Raw genomic sequence first — 20,739 nt, forward strand, 5'->3', positions numbered from 1 at the left:
ACCGATCATGTTAAGTTTCACCCCACATACGCGTCCCGGACGTCCTCCGGTGGTACGTTTTCTCACGACGACTGTATTTTTTATCAGTCTCCTGTTTGCCAGTCAGTTGGCAGCCCAATCCTTCAGTCAGAGCGATTTGAATTTCAATGGCAATGGCGGTGTGAGTTCCGGAACATCGCTGATGTTCGGGCCAGACGGCAGGTTGTATGTACTCAGTTTGAACGGTACGGTGGATGTTTTTACAGTACAACAAAACGGCCCAAACGACTATGTTGTAACGGATTCCGAGGAATTGTTGTTTGTAAAGAATATCCCGAACCATAATGATGACGGCAGTTCTAACAGCGGTAACAACCGGGAGGCCACGGGCCTTACGGTTGCCGGTACGCCTGCCAACCCGGTGATCTATGTAACCTCAAGCGATTCGCGTGTCGGGGGACCTGGCGGGGATGAGGACCTCGATACCAACTCGGGTGTCATTACCCGGATCACCTGGACGGGAAGTGCCTGGGACGCGGTGGATATTGTTCGCGGCCTGCCGCGGTCCGAGGAAAACCACGCTACAAACGGCCTGGAATTCGTCACAATTGGTACTACGGACTACCTGATCGTTTCCCAGGGGGGGCACGCGAATGCGGGCGGCCCTTCGGACAACTTCGCGTGGACTACGGAATACGCGCTTTCCGCGGCGGTGCTCTCGGTGAACCTCACCATGTTGGAGGCGATGCCCATTCAAAATGACGGCGTACGGGACTATATCTATGACATCCCGACCCTGGACGACCCGACCCGGCCCAACGTGGGGCCCGAGGATCCGGATGACACGGGTTATACGGGAATAGACGTGGGCGACCCCTGGGGTGGGAACGACGGCCTGAACCAGGCGATGCTGGTGCCCGGCGGCCCGGTACAGATATTTTCCCCGGGATACCGGAATACCTATGATCTGGTAGTGACCCAGGACGGAAAGGTTTTTGTAACCGACAACGGTGCCAATGGAGGATGGGGTGGTTTTCCGGAGAACGAAGGTTTGAAGGACGGCTCGGGTAATTCTCTGGTAACCAACAACTATCTGCCCGGGGAACCCGGGAGTACCTCCTCTTCCGGAGGCGAGCAGGTAGATAATGTGGACCACCTGACCATGGTGACCGATAATATCCAGACTTATGCTTTCGGAAGCTTTTACGGGGGGCACCCCACGCCCGTCCGGGCAAATCCCACGGGCGCAGGACTTTTTACCAACCCGGAAAAGAACATTTATAACCCTTCCACATCTGTGTTCCGCACGCTGATCTACGACCCGGACGGTTCCCGGGGTGCCGGATATACCACGGATGCGAGCATTGCGCTCCCGGCCAACTGGCCACCGGTTCCTCCGGCCATGGCAAACCCGGACGAGGGTGACTGGCGCGGTCCGACCGTTCCGAACCCGGATGGGCCGGATGATGTTCTGGTTACCACCTGGGGGAACAACACCAACGGGATCGATGAATACACCTCCACGGTGTTCGCCGGTTCCGAGAGTATGGTGGGCAACCTGATTGCAGGCAGGAACCAGGGTCGGCTCTGGCGGGTACAACTCAATCCGGACGGCAGTTTGCTCGACCTTTCGGAATTCGCATCCAACCTGGGCGGGAATGCCCTGGGGATTACCTGTAATGGCGACTCCGACCCTTTCCCGGGTACCATCTGGGTGGCAACCTTCAACAGCACGATTAAGGTATTTGAACCGCAACCTACCATTGTTTGCCTGTTCCCTGGCGATGACGGTTATGTAGGTACAGATGATACAGACGGGGATGGATATTCGAATGACGACGAGATTGCGAACGGTACGGATCATTGTACCGGGGCGTCGCAGCCTAACGATTTCGATAAAGTCGCAGGCGCTCCCTTTGTTTCCGACCTGTTGGACGAAGATGACGACAACGACGGCATCCCGGACGCATCGGATATATTTCAGATGGGGGACCCCGAGGACAATGGCTCCGATGCCTTTAATCTGCCGGTACTTAATGACTTGTTGTCGGACAACCCGGACCTGAAGGGCTATCTGGGGCTCGGATTTACCGGGATGATGAATAACGGGGACCCGAACCCGAACTACCTGGACTGGCTGGATGAGGTCGGGGCCGGGCCCAACCCGAACGACATCCTCGGGGGCGCCGTGGGGGCGATGACCATGCAGATGACTGCGGGTACTGCCCTGGGCAATGCGAATACCCAGGAAAAAGCTTTCCAGTTCGGGGTAGAGGTAGACCAGACGCTCAGCAGTTTTACCGTAGAGGGGCGCCTGTTCAATTTTGATGCCCCGCTCCAGCTATATGGATCATCCGCACCTGCTGCCGGAGAGATTGGATTGTTTATCGGTGATGGGACCCAGAGCAATTATATCAAATTCGTGATCAACCAAAACGGGCTCCAGGCCCGCCAGGAGATTGGGGACAACGCGCAAACACCCATCGACCTGACGATTCCTTCGGGCAGCCGGCCCGGCAATACGGCGACCCTTTTCTTTGTGGTCACACCGTCTACCGGAGAGGTAAGCCTCCAGTATAAATTCGACGGGGGTGCCATGCAGACTCTGGGGACGATTACGGCCCAAGGCTCCATCCTGACGGCTATCCAGCAGGCGGGAACGCCCCTTGCAGTGGGATTGATCGGCAGTTCCAATACATCCGGGCAGGAGGTGGAAGGTACCTGGGACTACGTCTATGTACAGGCCAGCCAGCCTACTGTCCAACAGGACCTGCCGGACCTGAGTGTTTTAAGCGGGGCCTCTCCGGGCTCGTTTAACCTGGATGACTACTTCAGCGATGACGGGGGTGACGGCAACCTCACCTACAGCGTAACGAACAATACAAATACGGCCATCGGGGCGACTGTGAATGGCAACCAACTCAACCTCACCTATCCGGCTTCGGAGGCCACCTCGGACATTACCGTGCGGGCCACCGACCAGGATAATTTTTTTGTGGAGCAAACCTTTACAGTGACCGTTTCCGACGAGCCCGTCCCATTGGTGCGGATCCGGGCAAATGGTGCAACGCTTGCCGCCACGGATGCCCCGAACCCGGATTGGGTGGGGATTACTGCTACCGGAGCCCAAAGCGGCACGGCCAACGGATATCCCTGGTCGGTCAACACGGGGAATCACTCCACGCATAACATCAGCGGCCGGGATGCCTCCGTACCGGCATATGTGCCCCAGGCACTCTTCGCCAATGAACGATGGGATCCGGGTGCAGCACCGGAAATGCAGTTTGATATCGACCTGCCCAGCGGGCAGACCTACCTGGTGCGTCTCTATATGGGGAACGGCTATAGCGGGACGTCTGCCGTGGGTCAAAGGGTTTTTGATATTACTATTGAGGGTAACCTTGTGGAAAACGACCTGGACCTGGTCCAAACCTTTGGCCACCAGGTAGGGGGGATGCTCGAGTACCAGGTGAGCCTTACCGACGGTACGCTGAATATCCTCTTTGAGCACGTAACGGAAAACCCCACAGTTAACGGGATTGAGATCCTCGGACTGGGCGGGGACTTTACGCCACCAGTGAGCGTGGACCCGATAGCCAACCAGAGCAACTTTGAAGGCGATCTGATCAATTTTAACGTGGTTGCCAGCGGCGGGGATCCGGGTGAGAATTTCACCTATGCAGCTACCGGCCTGCCCCCGGGCGTAGACCTGGAACCGACTACCGGACAATTCTTTGGCACGGTTTCAACCGGAGCGGCAGCAGGAAGCCCGTATGCGGTTTCCGTAACGGTCTCCAAACCGGGAAGCCCGAATGAAATTGTCAATTTCTCCTGGAGTATTTCCGATCCGAATGTTTCCGGGGACGCGCTCTACAGGGTCAATGCAGGCGGGCCCCTGACGGCTTCCAACGATGCGGACCCGAAGACCTGGGACGAAGACCAGGCGGTGGCCAATGCCAATGCCGGAGCAACCACCGGGACGCCCTCCCCCTATGTAAATTCGGGGGCGGAGGATGTGACCTACGGCGTGGTCCCGCTTCCTGCTGGTTTCACCAATACCACGGGTTACCCGGACGCCATTTTCCAGACCGAACGCTACAATACGCTGGCTGTCCCGGACAACATGCAATGGGATTTCCCTGTACCCAATGGCGATTACACGGTTAACCTCCTGTTTGCGGAAATTTGGACAGGAGCCCAGGACCCGGGCATCCGCGTCTTTGATGTTCAAATAGAGGGGAACCCCGTATTGACGAACTTCGACCAGACGGCAGCCTACGGCTGGGCTACGGCCGGCGTTGAGTCGTTCCCGGTGACCGTATCCGACGGGAACCTGGACATCGACTTTATTATGGGCGTCCAGAACCCGAGTATCAAGGGAATCGAGATTATCCCATCCGGGCCGCCCGTCGACCTGGAATGGACCGACCAGACGGACGACGAGAATTATACGGCGCGCCACGAGGCCTCTTTTGTACAGGCGGGGGATAAGTTCTACCTCTTTGGCGGGCGGGAAAATCCGGCAAACCTGGATGTGTACGACTACCAGACAAAGACCTGGTCCACCATCCCGAATTCGGCTCCTTCCGACTTCAACCATTTCCAGGCCACGGAGTACAACGGCCTGATCTGGGTGATTGGGGCCTTCAAAACCAATTCCTTCCCGAATGAGGCCCCCGCGGACTACGTTTGGGCGTATAACCCGGCAACAGACCAGTGGATCCAGGGGCCGGAGATTCCGGCCGACCGCAAGCGGGGTTCTACGGGGCTGGTGGTTTATAACGATAAGTTCTACATCATCGCAGGAAATAAGCTGGGCCATAACGGGCAGTACGGCCCCTGGTTCGACGAATTCGACCCGGCAACGGGTACCTGGACCACCCTGGATGATGCCCCGCGGGCCCGGGACCACTTCCACGCGGAGGTGATCGGCGATAAGCTCTATGTGGTGGGCGGCCGCCTCTCCGGCGGGGCCGGGGGAACGTTTGCCCCGCTGATTGCGGAGGTGGACGTATATGATTTTACCACTTCTACCTGGTCCACCTTACCGGCCGGCCAGAACCTGCCGACCCCCCGGGCAGCGGCCTCCGTAGCCGTTTTCCAGGACGAACTCTACGTCATCGGTGGGGAGATTGAGGTAGACTTGCAAGGCAATAATGTCAATGATGCCGTGAAAACCACCGAATCGTTTAACCCAACGACGAATACTTGGACCACCCGTGCCGACCTGATTACGGAACGCCACGGTACACAAGCCATTGTGTCTGGCGACGGTATCCACGTCACGGCGGGCTCCAACACCCTGGGTGGTGGCGGCACCATGAAGAACATGGAATACCTTGGAACGGACAACCCCACAGGGACTGCCCTCACAGCGGGCCAGCTTTCGGTGGCTTCCTCCCTGACTGTGGAAACAGGCGGGGCCAGTGTGGTCACTTTAAACCATACCGGAGGGAATACGGGAATCCTGGTAACCGGTTTTCAATTAACCGGGGCGGACAGCGGCAATTTCCAGGTGTTCTCAGACCTGGCCTTCCGGTTTATCCCGCCGGGCGGCAGCCTGGATGTGATCGTTGGCCATACGGGTGCCTCCGATGGTGAGGTCGCCTCCCTGGTATTTGAGTACGACGGTACAACGAGTTCCCCGGTGGCCCTGACCTCCGGCGAAGGACAGGCTACTGTCCTCTACCGGGTCAACACCGGCGGACCGCTGACCCCGGCAACGGATTCCCCGAACCCGGATTGGGAAAGCGATCAGGGCCAGGCTGGGGACGCGGCCAATTCGGCTTATCTGGCAACCATTTCCTCAGGTAATTCTATCTTCGCAAAAACATCGGGAAGTGCCTATACAGCCCCGATTGATATGTCAGACCCTTCCCTCCCGTCAGGGACGCCGTCTTCCTTGTTCGAAACCGAGCGGTACGACGCGGATACGGCACCTGAAATGCAGTGGGAATTCCCGGTTCCTTCGGGTACCACCGTAGAAATACGCCTTTATTTTGCAGAAATATATAATGGGATAACAGCTGCCGGTCAGCGCGTCTTCGATGTTTCCGTCGAGGGCAGTGTCCCGGCTGCGTTTGACGATATCGATCCATTTGCTCGAAATGGCGCTGTCGGAGCCTTTATGGTGAGCCATACGCAAACGGTTACGGACGGAATACTGAACCTGGAGTTTATCCACGGGGTGGAAAACCCGAATATCAAGGCGATCGAAATTCTGGATACAGGTGGGGTACCCACCAACCTGCCTCCGGTAGTTACGAACCCTGGCCCGCAATTGAGCGTGGACGGGGACGTAGTCTCCATCCCGATCCAGGCCAGCGATACGGACCCGTGTACGGGGCTCACCTATTCGGCAACCGGACTCCCGCCCAATGTAACTATCGACCCGAATACCGGGCTGATCAGCGGGACACTGCAGGACGGAACGGGTAGCGGCACGCCAGGTGCCTTCATTGAATCCGGCGGCCTGGTGGTTATCGAAGCTGAGAACAATAGCGGGATAACGGGCAATTGGAAGAATGCCTCCAATTCCACGGCGCCGAATGTGAACGACCCTGGCGGGGCTACCGGCAATGATTACATCTCCTGGGAGGGCTCCCAAAACCTAAGTACCCAGGGCGTCGGGTTGCTCGTATACCCCGTTGAAATCACCACCACAGGTACCTACCGCTTCCGGTGGCGTTCCCAGGTGGGCAATGGGACAGCTTCTACGGACCACAACGACACCTGGCTGAAGATCGAGGGGGATTCCTTCTTTGGGGAAAAAGGCACCGGAAGTATCGTTTGTCCGGCAGGTGCCGATTCCTCCAATGACTGTACGGGAAGCACTCCGAATGGTGCGAGCGGCAACGGCTGGTTCAAGGTGTACTCCAGCGGGACCACCAACTGGACCTGGTCTACCCAGACCAGTGACAACGATGCGCACCAGATCTATGTGCGCTTTGACACCCCGGGGACGTATAACATCCTGGTTTCCGCCCGCTCGAGCTTCCACCTGATCGACCGGATGGTGCTGAACCACCTGACGGCCTATAGCGGGAACGCCCTGGCCCTCTCGAATCCGCAGTCTGCGCAAAACACGGATGTGACGCCCGGAGCTTCGGAGAACAGCCCGTACAATGTGGCCGTAACGGTTACTGACGGCTGCGACCCGGCCCTGTCTTCTACGGTGGATTTTGTCTGGAACGTGACGGCCGAGCCTATCGGGAACCCGGAAGCATTCGTACAGGTGAATGCCGGCGGCGGCCTGGGGTCCTCCACTTTTGGCAACAATTCCTATTTGATACAAAATACGGGGGACGACATGATCACCAGTATTTCGTTCAATACACTCACCGGCTTCCTCCCGGATATCGTTTACGACCCGGTTGGAACCGCTGGTGACAACGCTGCCAAATGCCTGACCGAAGGGTCGGCTTCTGTTGGGGACGTGGGCATCACTGTCCCGGCCGACGGAGGTTCCGATGCCGAGGACTGCGAAAGCGTATTTGCCTCTCCCCACAATGGCGTTGACAATGACGAGGGATACGATGAACTCGTGTTGACCTTTACGGATTTTAATCCCGGGGAGGCTTTCTCCTTCGGGGTAGATATGGACCCTACAACCATCAAAGGCGACCTGAGTTCCGGAGATGCCGGTTCGGTGTCCGGGTTTGAGATGATTGGCAGCACGGTTACCATAACTTTTGCCAGTGGTGTCACTTATACGTCCAGCCTCTTTGACGAAGGGTCCATGGGCGGTTCGGATGCCCTGGTCAACCAGGTGAGCCAGGGTCTCGCGGCCCCCTCCCTCTTGGTCAATGGCACGGCCCAGCCGCGGTTGGTTACCGAGGCCAACCAAACCGTAGCCATATCCGGGACACCCAATGCAAGTGTTACGCTGCTGCGGGTGGATGCGCGCCTGCATATCGATGCCGGCAACCCGGGAGTCGGTTACGACATCGACCTGTTTGAGGCGAACGAAGCCATGGTGAAGGAGCTCTACACCGTAACCCTTGACGGTTCCGGCAACGCGCAGGTACCTGTTGTACTCACGCAAACGCCGGGTACTTCCGGAACGCCTGATGGCGGGCTCAACCACTTTATTGCGGTTGAGACGGCCCCGACAGGGGAACAGGGACTGGCATCCAATGTGATTGTCCTGGAGTACGATCCGGACGGGGTGATTGCCCCGTCTGCCCTTGTCGAGATCACCCCGGATGGCAGCGTGGATGCTAGCACGTACTCCAACAACAGTTTCCAGATCACCAACACCTCCACGGGCGGGTTGCAGATTACATCTGTGAGCATCGACCTGAGTACGGGGATCCTCCCGGATATGGTCTTTGACCCCGTCGGAGCCGGCGGAGATGCTACTGCGAGTTGCCTGACGCCCAATACGGGGGCTGCGGCTACCGGGTTTACGGCTCCGGGCGACCCGTGTACGGACCCCTTCAGCCAGCCGCGGAATGGCGGGTTTGATATTATATCGCTGAACTTCACGGAGTTCGATCCCGGAGAGTCCTTTGAGTTTACCACGGACATCGACCCGAATAGCATCCAGGGCGTGGCCGGTGCAGGCAACGCAGGTGCCGTTTCCGGATACGAATTGATCGGGGCGACGGTAACCATAACCTATAACGATGGTTCTGTCCTGGTTGGCTCCCTCTATGAAGATGGCAGCCTGGGCGGTTCCCAGGTTCTTGTGGACGTCCTTCCCGTAGCGCCTTCGCTGGCCGTTTCGGGAATCGGAGCCGGACCTGCGACCGTCAATGACCTGAACCAGGTGGCTCAGGTTACCGGTACGCCCGGGGACTATGTGTCGCTCCTGTTGATGGATTCCCGCCTGTTTATCGCTTCGGGCGACCCGCCTTTCAACGTGGCGGACCCCACCTATTACGCGAATGAGGCGATGTCCGGCAAGGCCCTGTATTCCGGGCAGATACCCGCAGGCGGCACACTGGATATACCGGTAACGCTCCTAAACACGGCCTCCACGGATGCCGGGCCCGACGGGGGGCTGAACCAATTGATCGCCGTGTCGTCCACGCAGCCCTATGCGGTGGACCAGCCGGTGAGCATGACGTCCAATGTGGTAACCTTGCTGTACGACCCGAATTTCCTTCCGGCCGAAGCGTCCATTACCTATACGCTCCAGGGCCGTACGGATCACACGGCCGATCTGACCGTGGAATTCTACGAAGTCGGACAGACCACTCCCGCCTATTCGTTCACCCCAACGGGTGATGCAGGGGGTACAGCGCTGGTACAGGGCCTACCCGAAGGTGCATTCAATGTGGCCGTTAAAACAGGCAAGTACCTGCAGCGGGTGGTCAATGTAACCCTCGCAGCCGGGGCAAACACCGTGGATGCCGGCCAATTGCTGGCAGGGGATATCGACGGGAACAATGTGGTGAATATCGACGACTTCACACTCCTGGCGGCAACATTTGCCCTGGGCGAAGGAGATCCCGGATATGATGAAGGATCCGACCTGAATGGGGACGGAGTTGTCAATATTGATGATTTCACCTTACTCGCAGGCAACTTCACTGTTGCAGGAGACGAGGTCGAATAATTCAATACATGTTAATAAGTGAAAACCCCCGGAAACGGGGGTTTTTTTATTCCTGCATACTGTGGTAGACGTTCTGTACGTCGTCGTCCTCCTCGATCATTTCCAGGAGCTTCTCCACGTCCTCGGCTTCCTCGGCAGATAGTTCCTTGGTGACCTGTGGGATGCGCTCGAATCCGGAGGACAGGATTTCGATATCCCGGGATTCCAATTCCTTCTGGATGGCGCCGAAACTCTCAAAAGGCGCATAGATCAGGATGCCGTCGTCGTCCACAAACACCTCTTCCGCCCCGAAGTCAATCATTTCCAGTTCCAGTTCTTCCGGGTCGATGCCTTCGGCTGGAATCCGGAAGTTGCAGGTGTGGTCAAACATAAATTCCACGGAGCCGGAGGTGCCCAGGCTGCCGTTGCATTTGTTGAAGTAGGAGCGGATATTCGCCACGGTTCGCGTATTGTTGTCCGTGGCTGTTTCGATCAGGATGGCGATGCCATGGGGCGCGTAGCCTTCAAAGAGGACCTCCTTGTAGTCGCCCTGGGACTTATCGGTGGCCCGTTTGATGGCCCGTTCAATATTGTCCTTGGGCATGTTCACCGCCTTGGCGTTCTGGATCACTGCCCGCAGCCGGGAGTTGGCATCCGGGTCCGGGCCGCCTTCTTTAACAGCCATTACAATGTCCTTGCCGATTCGCGTAAACGCCTTGGACATGGCTGCCCAACGCTTCATCTTACGTGCTTTCCGGAATTCAAAGGCTCTTCCCATGGGTGGCGTTATTATTTCCAGACAAATGTAGCAATTCCCCCATTTTCGGCAAGGGCATAAGGAGCGCAGGGAGCAGAGGAGGGCAGGCCAGGACGTGGGCCCGGCAGATGGGGACAGTGCCCGGCAGGTGGGGACAGTGCCCGGCAGGTGGAATCAGGGCTGCTCGGATACCAGGTTTTCAATAATTTCGGCCAACTGGAAATCCTTTTCGGTCACCCCTCCTGCATCGTGGGTGTTCAGCCGGATCTCCAACTGGTTGTACACATTGGTCCAGTCCGGGTGGTGCTGCATTTCCTCGCATTCAAATGCAATGCGGGTCATCAGGGTAAAGGCTTCCTTGAAGTTTTTAAATTCAAAGGTGGTAGCCAGGCAATTGTCGGTGTATTCCCAACCTTCCAGGCTTTTCAGTTTCTCTGCAATCGTTTCTTCAGATAATTTACTCATGGTTTCAATTTTCAAATTTTCAAATCGGCATATCTTCAAATCGCCATATCAACCTCATCCCCGGTATTCGGGATTCTCAAACCCCCAGCGCTCGCCGGATTCCCACCCGGCCCTTGAATTTCCGTACGCCGGATACCCGCCCTGGTCCTTCAGCATCCGGGCCAGGTGGAGCAGGTTGTAAGTCATAAAAGTGGTATTGCGATTGGTAAATTCGTGGTCGGCTGCGCCGGATTCGGGGTCCAAATAACTCGGCCCCGGACCGATTTCCCCCAGCCAGCCGCAATCGGCCTGAGGCGGAATGCTGTAGCCAATATGCTGCAGCGCGTATAGGATGCCCATGGCACAATGCTTTACCCCGTCTTCGTTCCCGGTAATAACCGTCCCGCCCACCTTGCCGTAATACAGGTACTGCCCTTTGTCGTTTTTTTCGCCGGAAAAGGCATAGAGCCGTTCGATGACCCGGGTGCAGACCGAGGAGCGTTCCCCGAGCCAGATCGGGGTGCCCAATACCAGGATATCCGCCGCCATGACGCGCTCAAACAAATCCGGCCAGGCATCGGTATCCGCCCCGTGCTCGCGCATATCCGGGTAAACGCCCGGGGCTATGGGGTAATCCACGGCCCGGAAAACGTCCGTCTGCACGCCCTCACGCTCCATAATTTTCCGGGAAACCTCCATGAGCCCGCGGGTGTGGCTTTGGGCCGGGGAAGGTTTAAGCGTGCAGTTGATGTACAGGGCGCTGAGGTCAGAGAAATCCATGGCTGTGCTTTTCTCCTGAAGATACGGATTCCTTTTGTGGGCAAAAAGCCCGGGCGCCATTGCACCCTGATTTTAGCGGCTTGAGTACGGTCAGTCCATCGGGAACTGTCCGTTTCCTGTCGGGATTCGCGGAGGATATCCGTTAAGGGGATTGCGGGATTTGTCGGGGACTCTGAAGGAGCTATTGCGGGATGTGGTGGTCGATGACCTCCTGGTAGCCGAGCTGCAGGTTTTTGGGCAGCAGGTTGTGTTTGGGCAACACGGCCAGGTACCTTTCTTCGTTGGTGGTAAACACCCGCTTGAAAAGAGGTTTCCGTTCGCTCAGGTGCGCGGCGATTTCCCGGATAAAGTCCTCGTGGTGTACCAGGTCCCGGGAACCCAGGTGGAAGACCCCGTGTTTGTCGCGGTTGATAATATAGTGTACCTGCTGACTCAATTTGTCATCCGATGTTACGTTGATCACCAGGTTCGGAAACACTTCGATGGCTTCGCCTTCCAGGAGGGCGTCCCGGATTTCCCGGGTTCTGGGGGATGCATTCCCGAATACCATTGGCAGGCGCAGGATGGCCATCCGTTTGGACGGAAGCCGAAGGAGCATGTTTTCGATTTTGATTTTCAACCGGCCGTAGATACTCTCAGAAAGGGTCTTGTCAAATTCGTAGGAAGGGAATTTGCTATACGCGTCAAACACATTGGCCGAGGAGAGGAAAAGCAACCGGCAATCATGGCGGGCCAGGTATTCCGCCAGGTGCGAGTGGGCTTGAATTTGCGCCCCGAAATCGCCGCGGAGTGCCGAAATGATAATATGCGGCCGGACCTCGTTGAGTACCTGGTGGATATCGTCCTCCAGCAGGTCGTAGTGTAGAAATTGTCCGTTGTCCCCAAAGCGCTTCCGCGCAGAACAATACGTTCCGTACGTGTCAAAATAATTGCAGAGTTCCTTGTACAGGGCATAACCCAGGAACCCACTACCTCCCAAAATCAGAATCCTCTTTCCTTCCTCGCGCACGCCTCTCTCTCCTGTTTACAGATTCTATCCTTTATAGAACGGGGGTTTCACAATAGTTGCGGGTACGTTTTTATTGCGTATTTGGATATTTACCGTCGTTCCGGGGGCTGCGAATTCAACGGGCACGTAACCCAGCCCGATTCCCCTGTTGAGGCTCGGCGACATGGTTCCCGAGGTTACCCGGCCAATCGGCTGGCCGTCTGCATCCGCTATGATGTAATCCTTGCGGGGGATCCCGCGCTGCTCAATTTCAAAACCGACCAGCTTGCGTTCCACGCCTGCTGCTTTCTGGGCGGCGAGTGCCTCGTGGTTGACGAATTCCTTGGTAAACTTCGTAATCCATCCCAGCCCGGCCTCCAGGGGGGAGGTGCTGTCGTCAATATCGTTGCCGTAGAGGCAGTAACCCATTTCGAGCCGGAGGGTGTCCCGGGCTGCCAGGCCGATGGGCTTGATTCCGTATGCCGCCCCGGCTTCCATCACCCGTTCCCAGACCTGGCCGACTTCCTCGTTCTTGCAATAGATTTCAAAGCCGCCGGAACCCGTGTACCCGGTGGCCGAAATGATCACGTTGGGAATGCCGGCAAAATCCCCGACCGCAAAATGGTAAAACGGGATGGCGGCCAGGTCCTCGGAAGTAAGGGATTGCATGGCGGCAACCGCCTTGGGCCCCTGGATCGCCAGGAGGGAGTACGCATCGGATAGGTTGCGCATTTCGGCGCCGATCCCCTCGTTGTATTTGCTGATATGGTCCCAGTCCTTGTCGATATTGGACGCATTGACCACCAGTAAATAAGTCGTATCCTTGATGCGGTAAACGATCAGATCGTCCACGATCCCCATGCGTTCATTGGGCATGCAACTGTACTGGGCGCGGCCCACCTCCAGCTTGGAAGCGTCGTTGGAGGAGACCCGCTGAACGAGTTCCAGGGCCCGGGGTCCTTCAATGAGGAATTCCCCCATGTGGGATACGTCAAATACGCCGACACCTTCCCGTACAGTCTGGTGCTCGGCGTTAACGCCTTCGTAGGATACAGGCATCAGGTAGCCGGCAAAAGGGACCATTTTAGCCCCCAATGCCTCGTGTACCTGCCTGAGCGCGGTTTCTTTCATCGATGCCGGATTAATTACGCGGCAAATGTATTGAAAATAGTTTGGAAGTCAGGGGCGGGCACCCATTGAATTGGCAGGCAAATTCAACTGCCCGGGGGCTGCATCAGGAACCTTCGGAGATCGTCGTAGCTGGTAATCGGAAGGGCGGTTTTATCCCGTTCCAGCAGGCCTCGGAGTCGTTCCGGCAGGTCCAGTTCAAGCCCCAGCGTACGCTCCACTTCCGGGCGAAATTTAATGGGGTGGGCCGTCTCCAGGAAAATACCCGGACCCCCCGGGTCCTGCAGGAGGTAATCCGACAGGCCCAGGTAGCCCACCGCACCGTGCGGGTCGGCGATGTACCCGTAGGTCTCGTGTAGGTGCCGCATGGCGTCCCGGGTCTGCCCGTCCGTATAGGCATGGGAAGTCATCACTGCATCCAGGTCGGGGAAGCGGTAGCCGAAAAGCTTCCGGATACGGACAAAGTTGCTCGGATCGGCTACATCCATGGCATTGGAGATGGTGGGGACTGCCTTTTCCGGGGCGTACTGGCCGCTTTCCATAAACCGGGGAACCGTGTCGTTGACGTTGGTCGCCGCCACAAACTGCCGGCAGGGCATACCCATCCGATGCGCCAGCATCCCGGCGCAGATATTCCCGAAATTCCCGCTGGGTACGGCAAATACCGGGGGTTTGGAATCGGGCCCGAGCTGCCTCCACGCCATCGCGTAATACAGCATTTGCGGAATCCACCGGGCCACGTTGATACTGTTCGCCGAGGTGAGTTGTCGGGCGGCCTTCAGGTCGTTATCCAGGAAGGCCCGTTTGACCATGCGCTGGCAGTCGTCAAAGCTGCCAGACACCCGAAGTGCCCGGATGTTCTGCCCCAGGGTGGTTAGCTGGCGTTCCTGGATGTCGCTCACCTTGCCTTCGGGATACAGGATCACCACCTCCACACCGGGCACCCCGAGGAACCCGTCTGCAACTGCTCCTCCCGTGTCCCCGCTGGTGGCCACCAAAACAGTAATTTCAGCCGGGGAATCCTTAGAGAAATGCCCCAGGCACCTGGCCATAAACCGGGAGCCCACATCCTTGAAGGCCAGGGTAGGGCCGTGGTAGAGTTCCAGGGAGTAGACCCCTTCGGAAAGCTCCACCAGGGGGAATTCAAAGCTCAGCGTCTCCTCGAGGATGCGGCCGAGGTCGGGGTCCGGTATGGAATCGCCAACAAAGGGCCGCATGAGTTCCAGGGCAATTTCATTTACGGGTTTTTCCCGGAGGTTCTTCCAGAAGCTGTCCGGCAGGCGGGGAATCTCCACCGGGAAATACAGGCCTTTATCCGGGGCAATCCCCTGGATAGAGGCTTCCCGGAAAGGTACCTCGGCGGCATTCAGGTTCAGGCTGTGGTATCGCATCGGTCAGGTATTCGGGTTTATGGAATAGATTCCGCGTCGGTTCACCGGGCCGTGGTGGAGCGTATACGGGATGTCAATGGCGTCATATGCTTTGCCCAGGGCGCGGGAAACGGCCTCCGCGGTATCGGCCCCGTGGGTCAGGGCATACACCGAGGGCCCTGAGCCGGAAATTCCGAACCCCAGGGCGCCCGCCGCCAGTGCGGCTTCCCGAAGCGTGTCGAACCCGGGGATCAGCAGGGACCGCACCGGTTCGATGATACAGTCCTCGAGCGACCGGCTGATCAGCCCGAAGTCTTCTGTAAACAAGCCAGTGACCAGCCCGCCCACATTGCCCCACTGGCGGATGCCCTTGGAGAGCGGGATGGAGGTGCGGAGCACCTTGCGCGCATCGGAGGTTTTCAATTCAATTTGCGGGTGCAGGATGCAGGCATGCAGCGCCTCTGGGCAATGTACCCGGGCGATGTCCAGGGGGTGGGAACTTCGGACCAGGGTGATCCCGCCATACAGGGCAGGCGCCACGTTATCGGCATGGGCCGCGCCACTTGCCAGGGCTTCCCCTTTCATGGCAAACCCCACCAGGTCCGGCAGGCCGAAGGGTTCCCCCAGCAGTTGATTCAACCCCCAGACGGTGCCTGCTGAACTGGCCGCGCTGCTGCCGATACCGCTGCCCGGGGCAATGCGTTTTTCGATTTCGATCCGTACGCCCCCCGAATAGCCTGTGGCCGCTTCCAGGAAGGCCATGCCGGCAATTCCCGCTACGTTCCGGTCGGTTTCCAGGGGAATGTCGGCCCCGGTAACCCGGGTGATGGATACCCCGGGCTCCGGGGTCAATTCCAGGTGGAGGATATCGCCGATGCCGTCCAGGGCCAGGCCCAACACGTCAAAACCGCAGGACAGATTGGCAATTGTTGCCGGGGCAAAGACGGTAAGTTTTTCTGTTTTCATTTTCATCTGCGAAATGCCAGGCCCGTTCAGGCCTTAGAAGTTACCAATTCGGATAATGTCCGCAAAGATGCCCGAAGCTGTGACTTCGGCCCCGGCCCCGGCCCCTTTTACTATGAGGGGTTGCTCGCTGTACCGGTCCGTATAAAAGAGGACGATGTTGTCGCTTCCGCTCAGGTTAAAGAAATCGTGACCTTCCGGGATTTCCTCCAGCCCTACGGAAGCCTTTTCCCCGTCGAGCTGGGCCACGTACTTCAATCGGCAATTCGCTCCATCGGCCTGTTCCCAAAGCCTTCTGAAATGAGGCTCCTGCTGCTCGAGGACTTCGTAAAAGGCGTCCACGCTTTCGGCCTCCAGGGCTCCCTCGGGCAGGAACGACCGGTTTTCGATCGCGTCCATCTCCAGTCGGAGGCCACTTTCCCGGGCCAGGATCAGGATCTTCCGCATCACATCCACCCCGCTCAGGTCAATCCGCGGATCGGGTTCCGTGTACCCTTCTTTCCCGGCCAGCCGAACAACATCGGCAAAGGAATCCTTCCCGTTATAGTTGTTGAAGACGAAATTCAGGCTACCGGAAAGTACCGCCCGGATGCGGCGTACCCGGTCGCCGGAGAGGATCAGGTTTTTCAGCGTATCGATAACCGGCAGGCCGGCACCCACATTGGTTTCGAAAAGGAAGGGGGCGTTGTAGGTACGGGCGAGGCTCTTGAGCCGGGCATATACTTCGTACTCCGAGGAACAGGCAATCTTGTTGCAGGTCACTACGGAAATACTGTTTTTCAGGTAGGAGGCATACCAGCCCGAAACGGTTTCGCTGGCCGTATTGTCAATAAAGATGGCATTGCGTAGGTTTAGCTCGCGTACGCGGGAAAAAAAGGCGTCCAGGTTGGCCGGCTCCCCTTTCTCCAGGACATCCTGCCATTCCGCAACCGGGAGCCCTGAGGCGTCAAAGGCCATTTTCCGGGAATTCGAGATCCCCACCACCCGCAGGTTCAGCCGCAATTCCTTTTTCAGGACGCGTTGTTGCAGGCCAATTTGCGCCAACAGGCGCGAACCGACATTTCCCACGCCCATCACAAACAGGTTGAGTTGTTTGACCTGCTCCTCAAAAAAGGCCTCGTGCAGTGTGTTAAGCGCCTTCTTGACATCCCCCGACCGGATAACAGCCGAAATATTCCGCTCGGAGGCCCCCTGGGCAATTGCGCGGATATTCACGTTATTACGTCCCAGGGCGCTGAACATTTTACCGCTGAGCCCCTGGTGCTGCTTCATCTGATCGCCCACCAGGGCGATAATCGCCAGGTCGTCTTCTGCCTGCACCGGCTTGATGAGCTGTCGGTCCATTTCATAGGCAAACGTGTCGTTCACCGCCTGGATGGCTCGCTCCAGGTGCAGGGCGGCAATCCCCACGCAAATGGAGTGCTCGGAGGATGCCTGGGTGATAAAAATAATGCTGATGCCCGCATCGGACAGGGTTTCGAAAAAGCGTTTGCTGATCCCGGGAATCCCGATCATGCCGGGGCCTTCAAGCGAGACCAGGGCGATCCCTGGGACATGGCTGATCCCCCGGACGGTCCGGCCCTCCGTGTTGCCGCGGGCGTGGATCAGTGTGCCGTCCGTATGGGGGTCGAAGGTATTTTTGATCCGGATCGGGATACCTGCATCCAGGACGGGCTGGATGGTTGGCGGATAGAGTACCTTGGCCCCGAAATGGGATAACTCCATGGCTTCCTCGTAAGAGATGAGCGGGATGGGCCGCGCCTGGCGGACGAGGCGCGGGTTGGCCGTGAACATGCCACTGACATCCGTCCAGATCTGCAGTTCTTCGGCGCCCAGGGCGGCAGCCAGTATGGCCGCCGAATAGTCGGAGCCTCCCCGGCCGAGGGTCGTGGTATCCCCGGAAGCGGTGGCCCCGACAAAACCGGGCAGGATACTGATTTCCTCAGGCTTATGGAGTGCCTCGCGGACTTTGGTGCGGGTGGCATCCATCCGCACATGCGCATTGCCAAAAGTGGCATCCGTTTCGATCAGTTCGCGACTGTCCCGGAAAACGGCCGGAAGCCCCTGGCTTTCGTAATAGGCTGCAATGAGGAAGGAGGACAGCAGTTCCCCGTAACTCACAATTTTATCCAGGAGTTTCGGGGTGGTTTCCCCAATGAGGAAGGCGCCCTCCAACAGGGTTTCCAGGGTATTCAGGTCCGTTTTTACGCGTCCGATGACCGCGGCCTGCCGGGCCGGGGGGATCAACTCGCGTATGGTGTCCAGGTGCCGTTTCTCGAGGGAGGCCAGGCTTTCCTGGTAGTCTGTTTGCTGGGCAGCAGCCTGGGCGGCTGTCAGGAGAAGCAGGTCGGTTACCCCGCCCAGGGCGGAGACCACAACGGCCAGGGGACGGCCGGCGTCGGTAACTATTTTACAGGTTTCGGAAATCGCCTGGGCATTTGCTACGGAGGTGCCGCCAAATTTCAGGACTTTCATAAAGAGTGACTTAAGGGAGTTGGAAACAGGTTACAATACAGATCGGGCCGGAGATAAATACAGGTTCTTACCCCCAGGGGGTGCATCCCGTGGCGGACAGCGGGGTCGCTGCAAAGCGGAAAGCGGATATGCCGGCAAAATCTGATCGCATGGCGTGAACGTTTTTGATACGCCTGTCAAAAGTAGCACATTTGGAACCCCGTGCAAGGATTTACCGGATTTTTACAAAGTCCGCACCAAATGTTGCTTTTTGCTCCGGATTGCTGCTACTTTTGTAGGGATTCCCGAAAATCGTTCAATGCCGGAAATCCCTCCGGACTGGCGGCAATTGACCTGGTATCATGAAGATCCTCAGCAAAGAACAGAGTTACGAAGCAGACCGCAGGACCCTGGCAGCCCAGGGGATCAGCAGCACTGAACTGATGGAGCGCGCTGCCGCTTCGATATTCAACTGGCTGCACAACCGCCTGCAGGGCGCCCCGGTCCGGATACACATTTTCTGCGGCACGGGTAACAATGGGGGAGATGGCCTGGCCGTGGCCCGCCACCTGGCCGAGCACGGATACCATATACAGGTTTACCTGGTGAATTACAGCGAGAAGCGGTCCGGGGACTTTCGGATTAACCTGGAACGGCTCCGCCAGCGCAAAATCGAGCCGGAATCTCTGGACGCGGACAGCGGGTTGCCGGATATCTCCGAAGCGGATATACTATTGGATGCCATATTCGGAATCGGCCTGAGCCGTCCGCCGGCCCCTTGGGTTCGAAACCTCATTGCACACATGAATGCGGCCGATGCCTTCCGGCTGGCGGTGGACCTGCCTTCCGGGCTGCAGATGGACGCCATGCCTGCCCATCCCGAAGGTGTGCTGGCTGCTGATTTTGTGCTGACAATCGGGTCGCCGAAACTCGTTTTTTTCCTTCCCGGGAGCGGGGAATTCGCAGCGGATTTTGAGGTGCTGGATATCGGGTTCGACACCACTTACCTCAACGAAGTGGCTGCACAATATGAATGGGTGGGGGCAGACGAGGCTCGGGCGCTGCACCGGACCCGCGGAAAATTCAGCCATAAAGGGACTTTCGGACATGCCTGCATCGTGGGCGGCTCCCACGGAAAAATCGGAGCTGTGGCCCTGGCCGCATCGGCTTGCCTGAGGGCCGGGGCCGGACTGGTTTCGGCATGGGTTCCCAAGTGCGGCTACCTGCCCCTTCAGGCCGGCGTTCCCGAAGTCATGGTGGAAACCTGCGGGCGGGAACAATACCTGGACGCCTTCCCGGAACCGGGTTCCGGGTACCGGTACGGCGTGGGCATGGGAATGGGTACGGAGAAGGATACCGCCAAAGCATTCTTTGCATGGCTGGGCCGGGTCAGGGAGCCGGTAGTGGTGGACGCCGACGGACTCAATAGCCTCTCGGCCCATCCCGAAGCGCTTGCCAACCTGCCTGCCGGGAGTATCCTGACCCCGCATCCGGGCGAACTGGCCCGGCTGATAGGGGAGTGGACGGATGATTTCGATAAATTGGAGAAAGCCCGCGCCTTTGCAGCAGACCACAATTGCGTCTTGCTTATCAAAGGCGCCTATACGGTAATACTCGGAGAGGGAAAGGGGTTTATCAACAGCAGCGGCAATCCCGGGATGGCCACTGCCGGCAGCGGCGATGTACTCGCCGGGATACTAACCGGATTGCTCGCCCAGGGATACCCGGCCCTGGAAGCAGCCGTGTTCGGTGTATACCTGCACGGGCGCGCCGGAGATCTGGTCGTTTCGGAAACAGGACCCGAAGCCCTGGTTGCCAGCGACCTTTTCGGGGCGTTGGGCAGGGCCTTCAGGGAGCTGTACGCAGAAGCCACACCGCCCCAGCCCAAAGAAGGGGAGGAGGGGTAAGCGCCGGACTTCAGGCAGCTTTTACCCGACGCCGGACCCAGTCCAGGGCATTGCGGTACTCGATATAAAATTTCATCGGTTTTTTGTAGAACATGCGCTCGATATTGAAGTTGTGCATGTCCACTTCCCGTGAGGATACGATGGCGTACGCCCTGAGGTTTTCAAGTTCCCGCAGGTAGGTATAGACCACGGGGTCGATGGCAAAGGAATGTTTGCGATGGCTGATGATCCCGAAGGGTTTGTCCCGGAAATGGATTTCGGATATCCCGATAATCTGGTAGGCCCTCTCCAGGGTCAGTGTGGCGCCTTCGTCAAAAATGGCTACGAGGTAGTTGTCGTAAACCTGGATCTTCCCCACATCGAGCTGGTATTCCCGCACGATCACGGTCTTTTTGGCCGGTCTTGTATTATTGCCCATATTCATATAG

The 20,739-nt window shown here is 57.8% G+C and carries 11 protein-coding genes; 2 read left to right on the forward strand and 9 right to left on the reverse strand.

The genetic code is table 11. The annotated features are described in order from the left end of the window. The first annotated feature begins 7 nt into the window (after positions 1 to 7). Entirely contained in the window at positions 8 to 9,541 is a 9,534-nt protein-coding gene (locus AC3DKS_RS00585; protein WP_272608155.1) for a malectin domain-containing carbohydrate-binding protein, read from the forward strand. Positions 9,542 to 9,587: 46 nt separating this feature from the next. On the opposite strand, the gene AC3DKS_RS00590 is transcribed toward AC3DKS_RS00585, so the two are convergent. The 8 genes from AC3DKS_RS00590 to thrA form a co-directional block, all read right to left on the reverse strand. Beyond that, entirely contained in the window at positions 9,588 to 10,298 is a 711-nt protein-coding gene (locus AC3DKS_RS00590; RefSeq protein ID WP_272608157.1) for a YebC/PmpR family DNA-binding transcriptional regulator, read from the reverse strand. A 153-nt stretch (positions 10,299 to 10,451) separates the two neighbouring features. Next, on the reverse strand, positions 10,452 to 10,742 hold the full coding sequence (locus AC3DKS_RS00595; protein WP_041327151.1) for a 4a-hydroxytetrahydrobiopterin dehydratase: 291 nt from the start codon (positions 10,740 to 10,742) through the stop codon (positions 10,452 to 10,454). A 54-nt stretch (positions 10,743 to 10,796) separates the two neighbouring features. Next, a complete protein-coding gene (locus AC3DKS_RS00600) occupies positions 10,797 to 11,501 on the reverse strand; it encodes a flavodoxin family protein (RefSeq protein ID WP_015754550.1) in 705 nt (234 codons plus the stop codon). 181 nt (positions 11,502 to 11,682) lie between these two features. Next, the gene (locus AC3DKS_RS00605) at positions 11,683 to 12,510 is read right to left on the reverse strand and encodes a sugar nucleotide-binding protein (RefSeq protein WP_272608161.1); all 828 of its coding nucleotides are present in this window, start codon (positions 12,508 to 12,510) and stop codon (positions 11,683 to 11,685) included. Positions 12,511 to 12,534: 24 nt separating this feature from the next. Then, a complete protein-coding gene (gene gcvT, locus AC3DKS_RS00610; protein WP_272608163.1) occupies positions 12,535 to 13,620 on the reverse strand; it encodes a glycine cleavage system aminomethyltransferase GcvT in 1,086 nt (361 codons plus the stop codon). Between the two features lie 83 nt (positions 13,621 to 13,703). Beyond that, positions 13,704 to 15,008: a threonine synthase gene (gene thrC / locus AC3DKS_RS00615; protein ID WP_474731734.1), complete on the reverse strand. Its 1,305-nt coding sequence runs from the start codon at positions 15,006 to 15,008 to the stop codon at positions 13,704 to 13,706. Positions 15,009 to 15,011: 3 nt separating this feature from the next. Further along, complete coding sequence (locus AC3DKS_RS00620) at positions 15,012 to 15,959, reverse strand: homoserine kinase (RefSeq protein ID WP_015754554.1); 948 nt, start codon at positions 15,957 to 15,959, stop codon at positions 15,012 to 15,014. Positions 15,960 to 15,986: 27 nt separating this feature from the next. Continuing rightward, positions 15,987 to 18,425 (reverse strand): bifunctional aspartate kinase/homoserine dehydrogenase I, encoded by a 2,439-nt coding sequence (thrA, locus tag AC3DKS_RS00625; protein ID WP_474731733.1) that lies wholly within the window; start codon positions 18,423 to 18,425, stop codon positions 15,987 to 15,989. A 341-nt stretch (positions 18,426 to 18,766) separates the two neighbouring features. On the opposite strand from thrA, the gene AC3DKS_RS00630 reads away from it, so the two are divergent. After that, on the forward strand, positions 18,767 to 20,311 hold the full coding sequence (locus AC3DKS_RS00630) for an NAD(P)H-hydrate dehydratase (RefSeq protein WP_474731732.1): 1,545 nt from the start codon (positions 18,767 to 18,769) through the stop codon (positions 20,309 to 20,311). A 10-nt stretch (positions 20,312 to 20,321) separates the two neighbouring features. On the opposite strand, the gene AC3DKS_RS00635 is transcribed toward AC3DKS_RS00630, so the two are convergent. Further along, positions 20,322 to 20,735, reverse strand: coding sequence for a hypothetical protein (locus AC3DKS_RS00635; RefSeq protein ID WP_015754557.1), 414 nt, complete (start codon positions 20,733 to 20,735; stop codon positions 20,322 to 20,324). Positions 20,736 to 20,739: the final 4 nt, after the last annotated feature.

Source organism: Robiginitalea sp. (genome assembly GCF_982776155.1).

Bases quoted from the DNA above. Each gene is read 5' to 3' on its own strand.
- AC3DKS_RS00585 (WP_272608155.1), top strand. From the start codon at position 8: ATGTTAAGTTTCACCCCACATACGCGTCCCGGACGTCCTCCGGTGGTA.
- AC3DKS_RS00590 (WP_272608157.1), bottom strand. From the start codon at position 10,298: ATGGGAAGAGCCTTTGAATTCCGGAAAGCACGTAAGATGAAGCGTTGG.
- AC3DKS_RS00595 (WP_041327151.1), bottom strand. From the start codon at position 10,742: ATGAGTAAATTATCTGAAGAAACGATTGCAGAGAAACTGAAAAGCCTG.
- AC3DKS_RS00600 (WP_015754550.1), bottom strand. From the start codon at position 11,501: ATGGATTTCTCTGACCTCAGCGCCCTGTACATCAACTGCACGCTTAAA.
- gcvT (WP_272608163.1), bottom strand. From the start codon at position 13,620: ATGAAAGAAACCGCGCTCAGGCAGGTACACGAGGCATTGGGGGCTAAA.
- thrC (WP_474731734.1), bottom strand. From the start codon at position 15,008: ATGCGATACCACAGCCTGAACCTGAATGCCGCCGAGGTACCTTTCCGG.
- AC3DKS_RS00620 (WP_015754554.1), bottom strand. From the start codon at position 15,959: ATGAAAATGAAAACAGAAAAACTTACCGTCTTTGCCCCGGCAACAATT.
- thrA (WP_474731733.1), bottom strand. From the start codon at position 18,425: ATGAAAGTCCTGAAATTTGGCGGCACCTCCGTAGCAAATGCCCAGGCG.
- AC3DKS_RS00630 (WP_474731732.1), top strand. From the start codon at position 18,767: ATGAAGATCCTCAGCAAAGAACAGAGTTACGAAGCAGACCGCAGGACC.
- AC3DKS_RS00635 (WP_015754557.1), bottom strand. From the start codon at position 20,735: ATGAATATGGGCAATAATACAAGACCGGCCAAAAAGACCGTGATCGTG.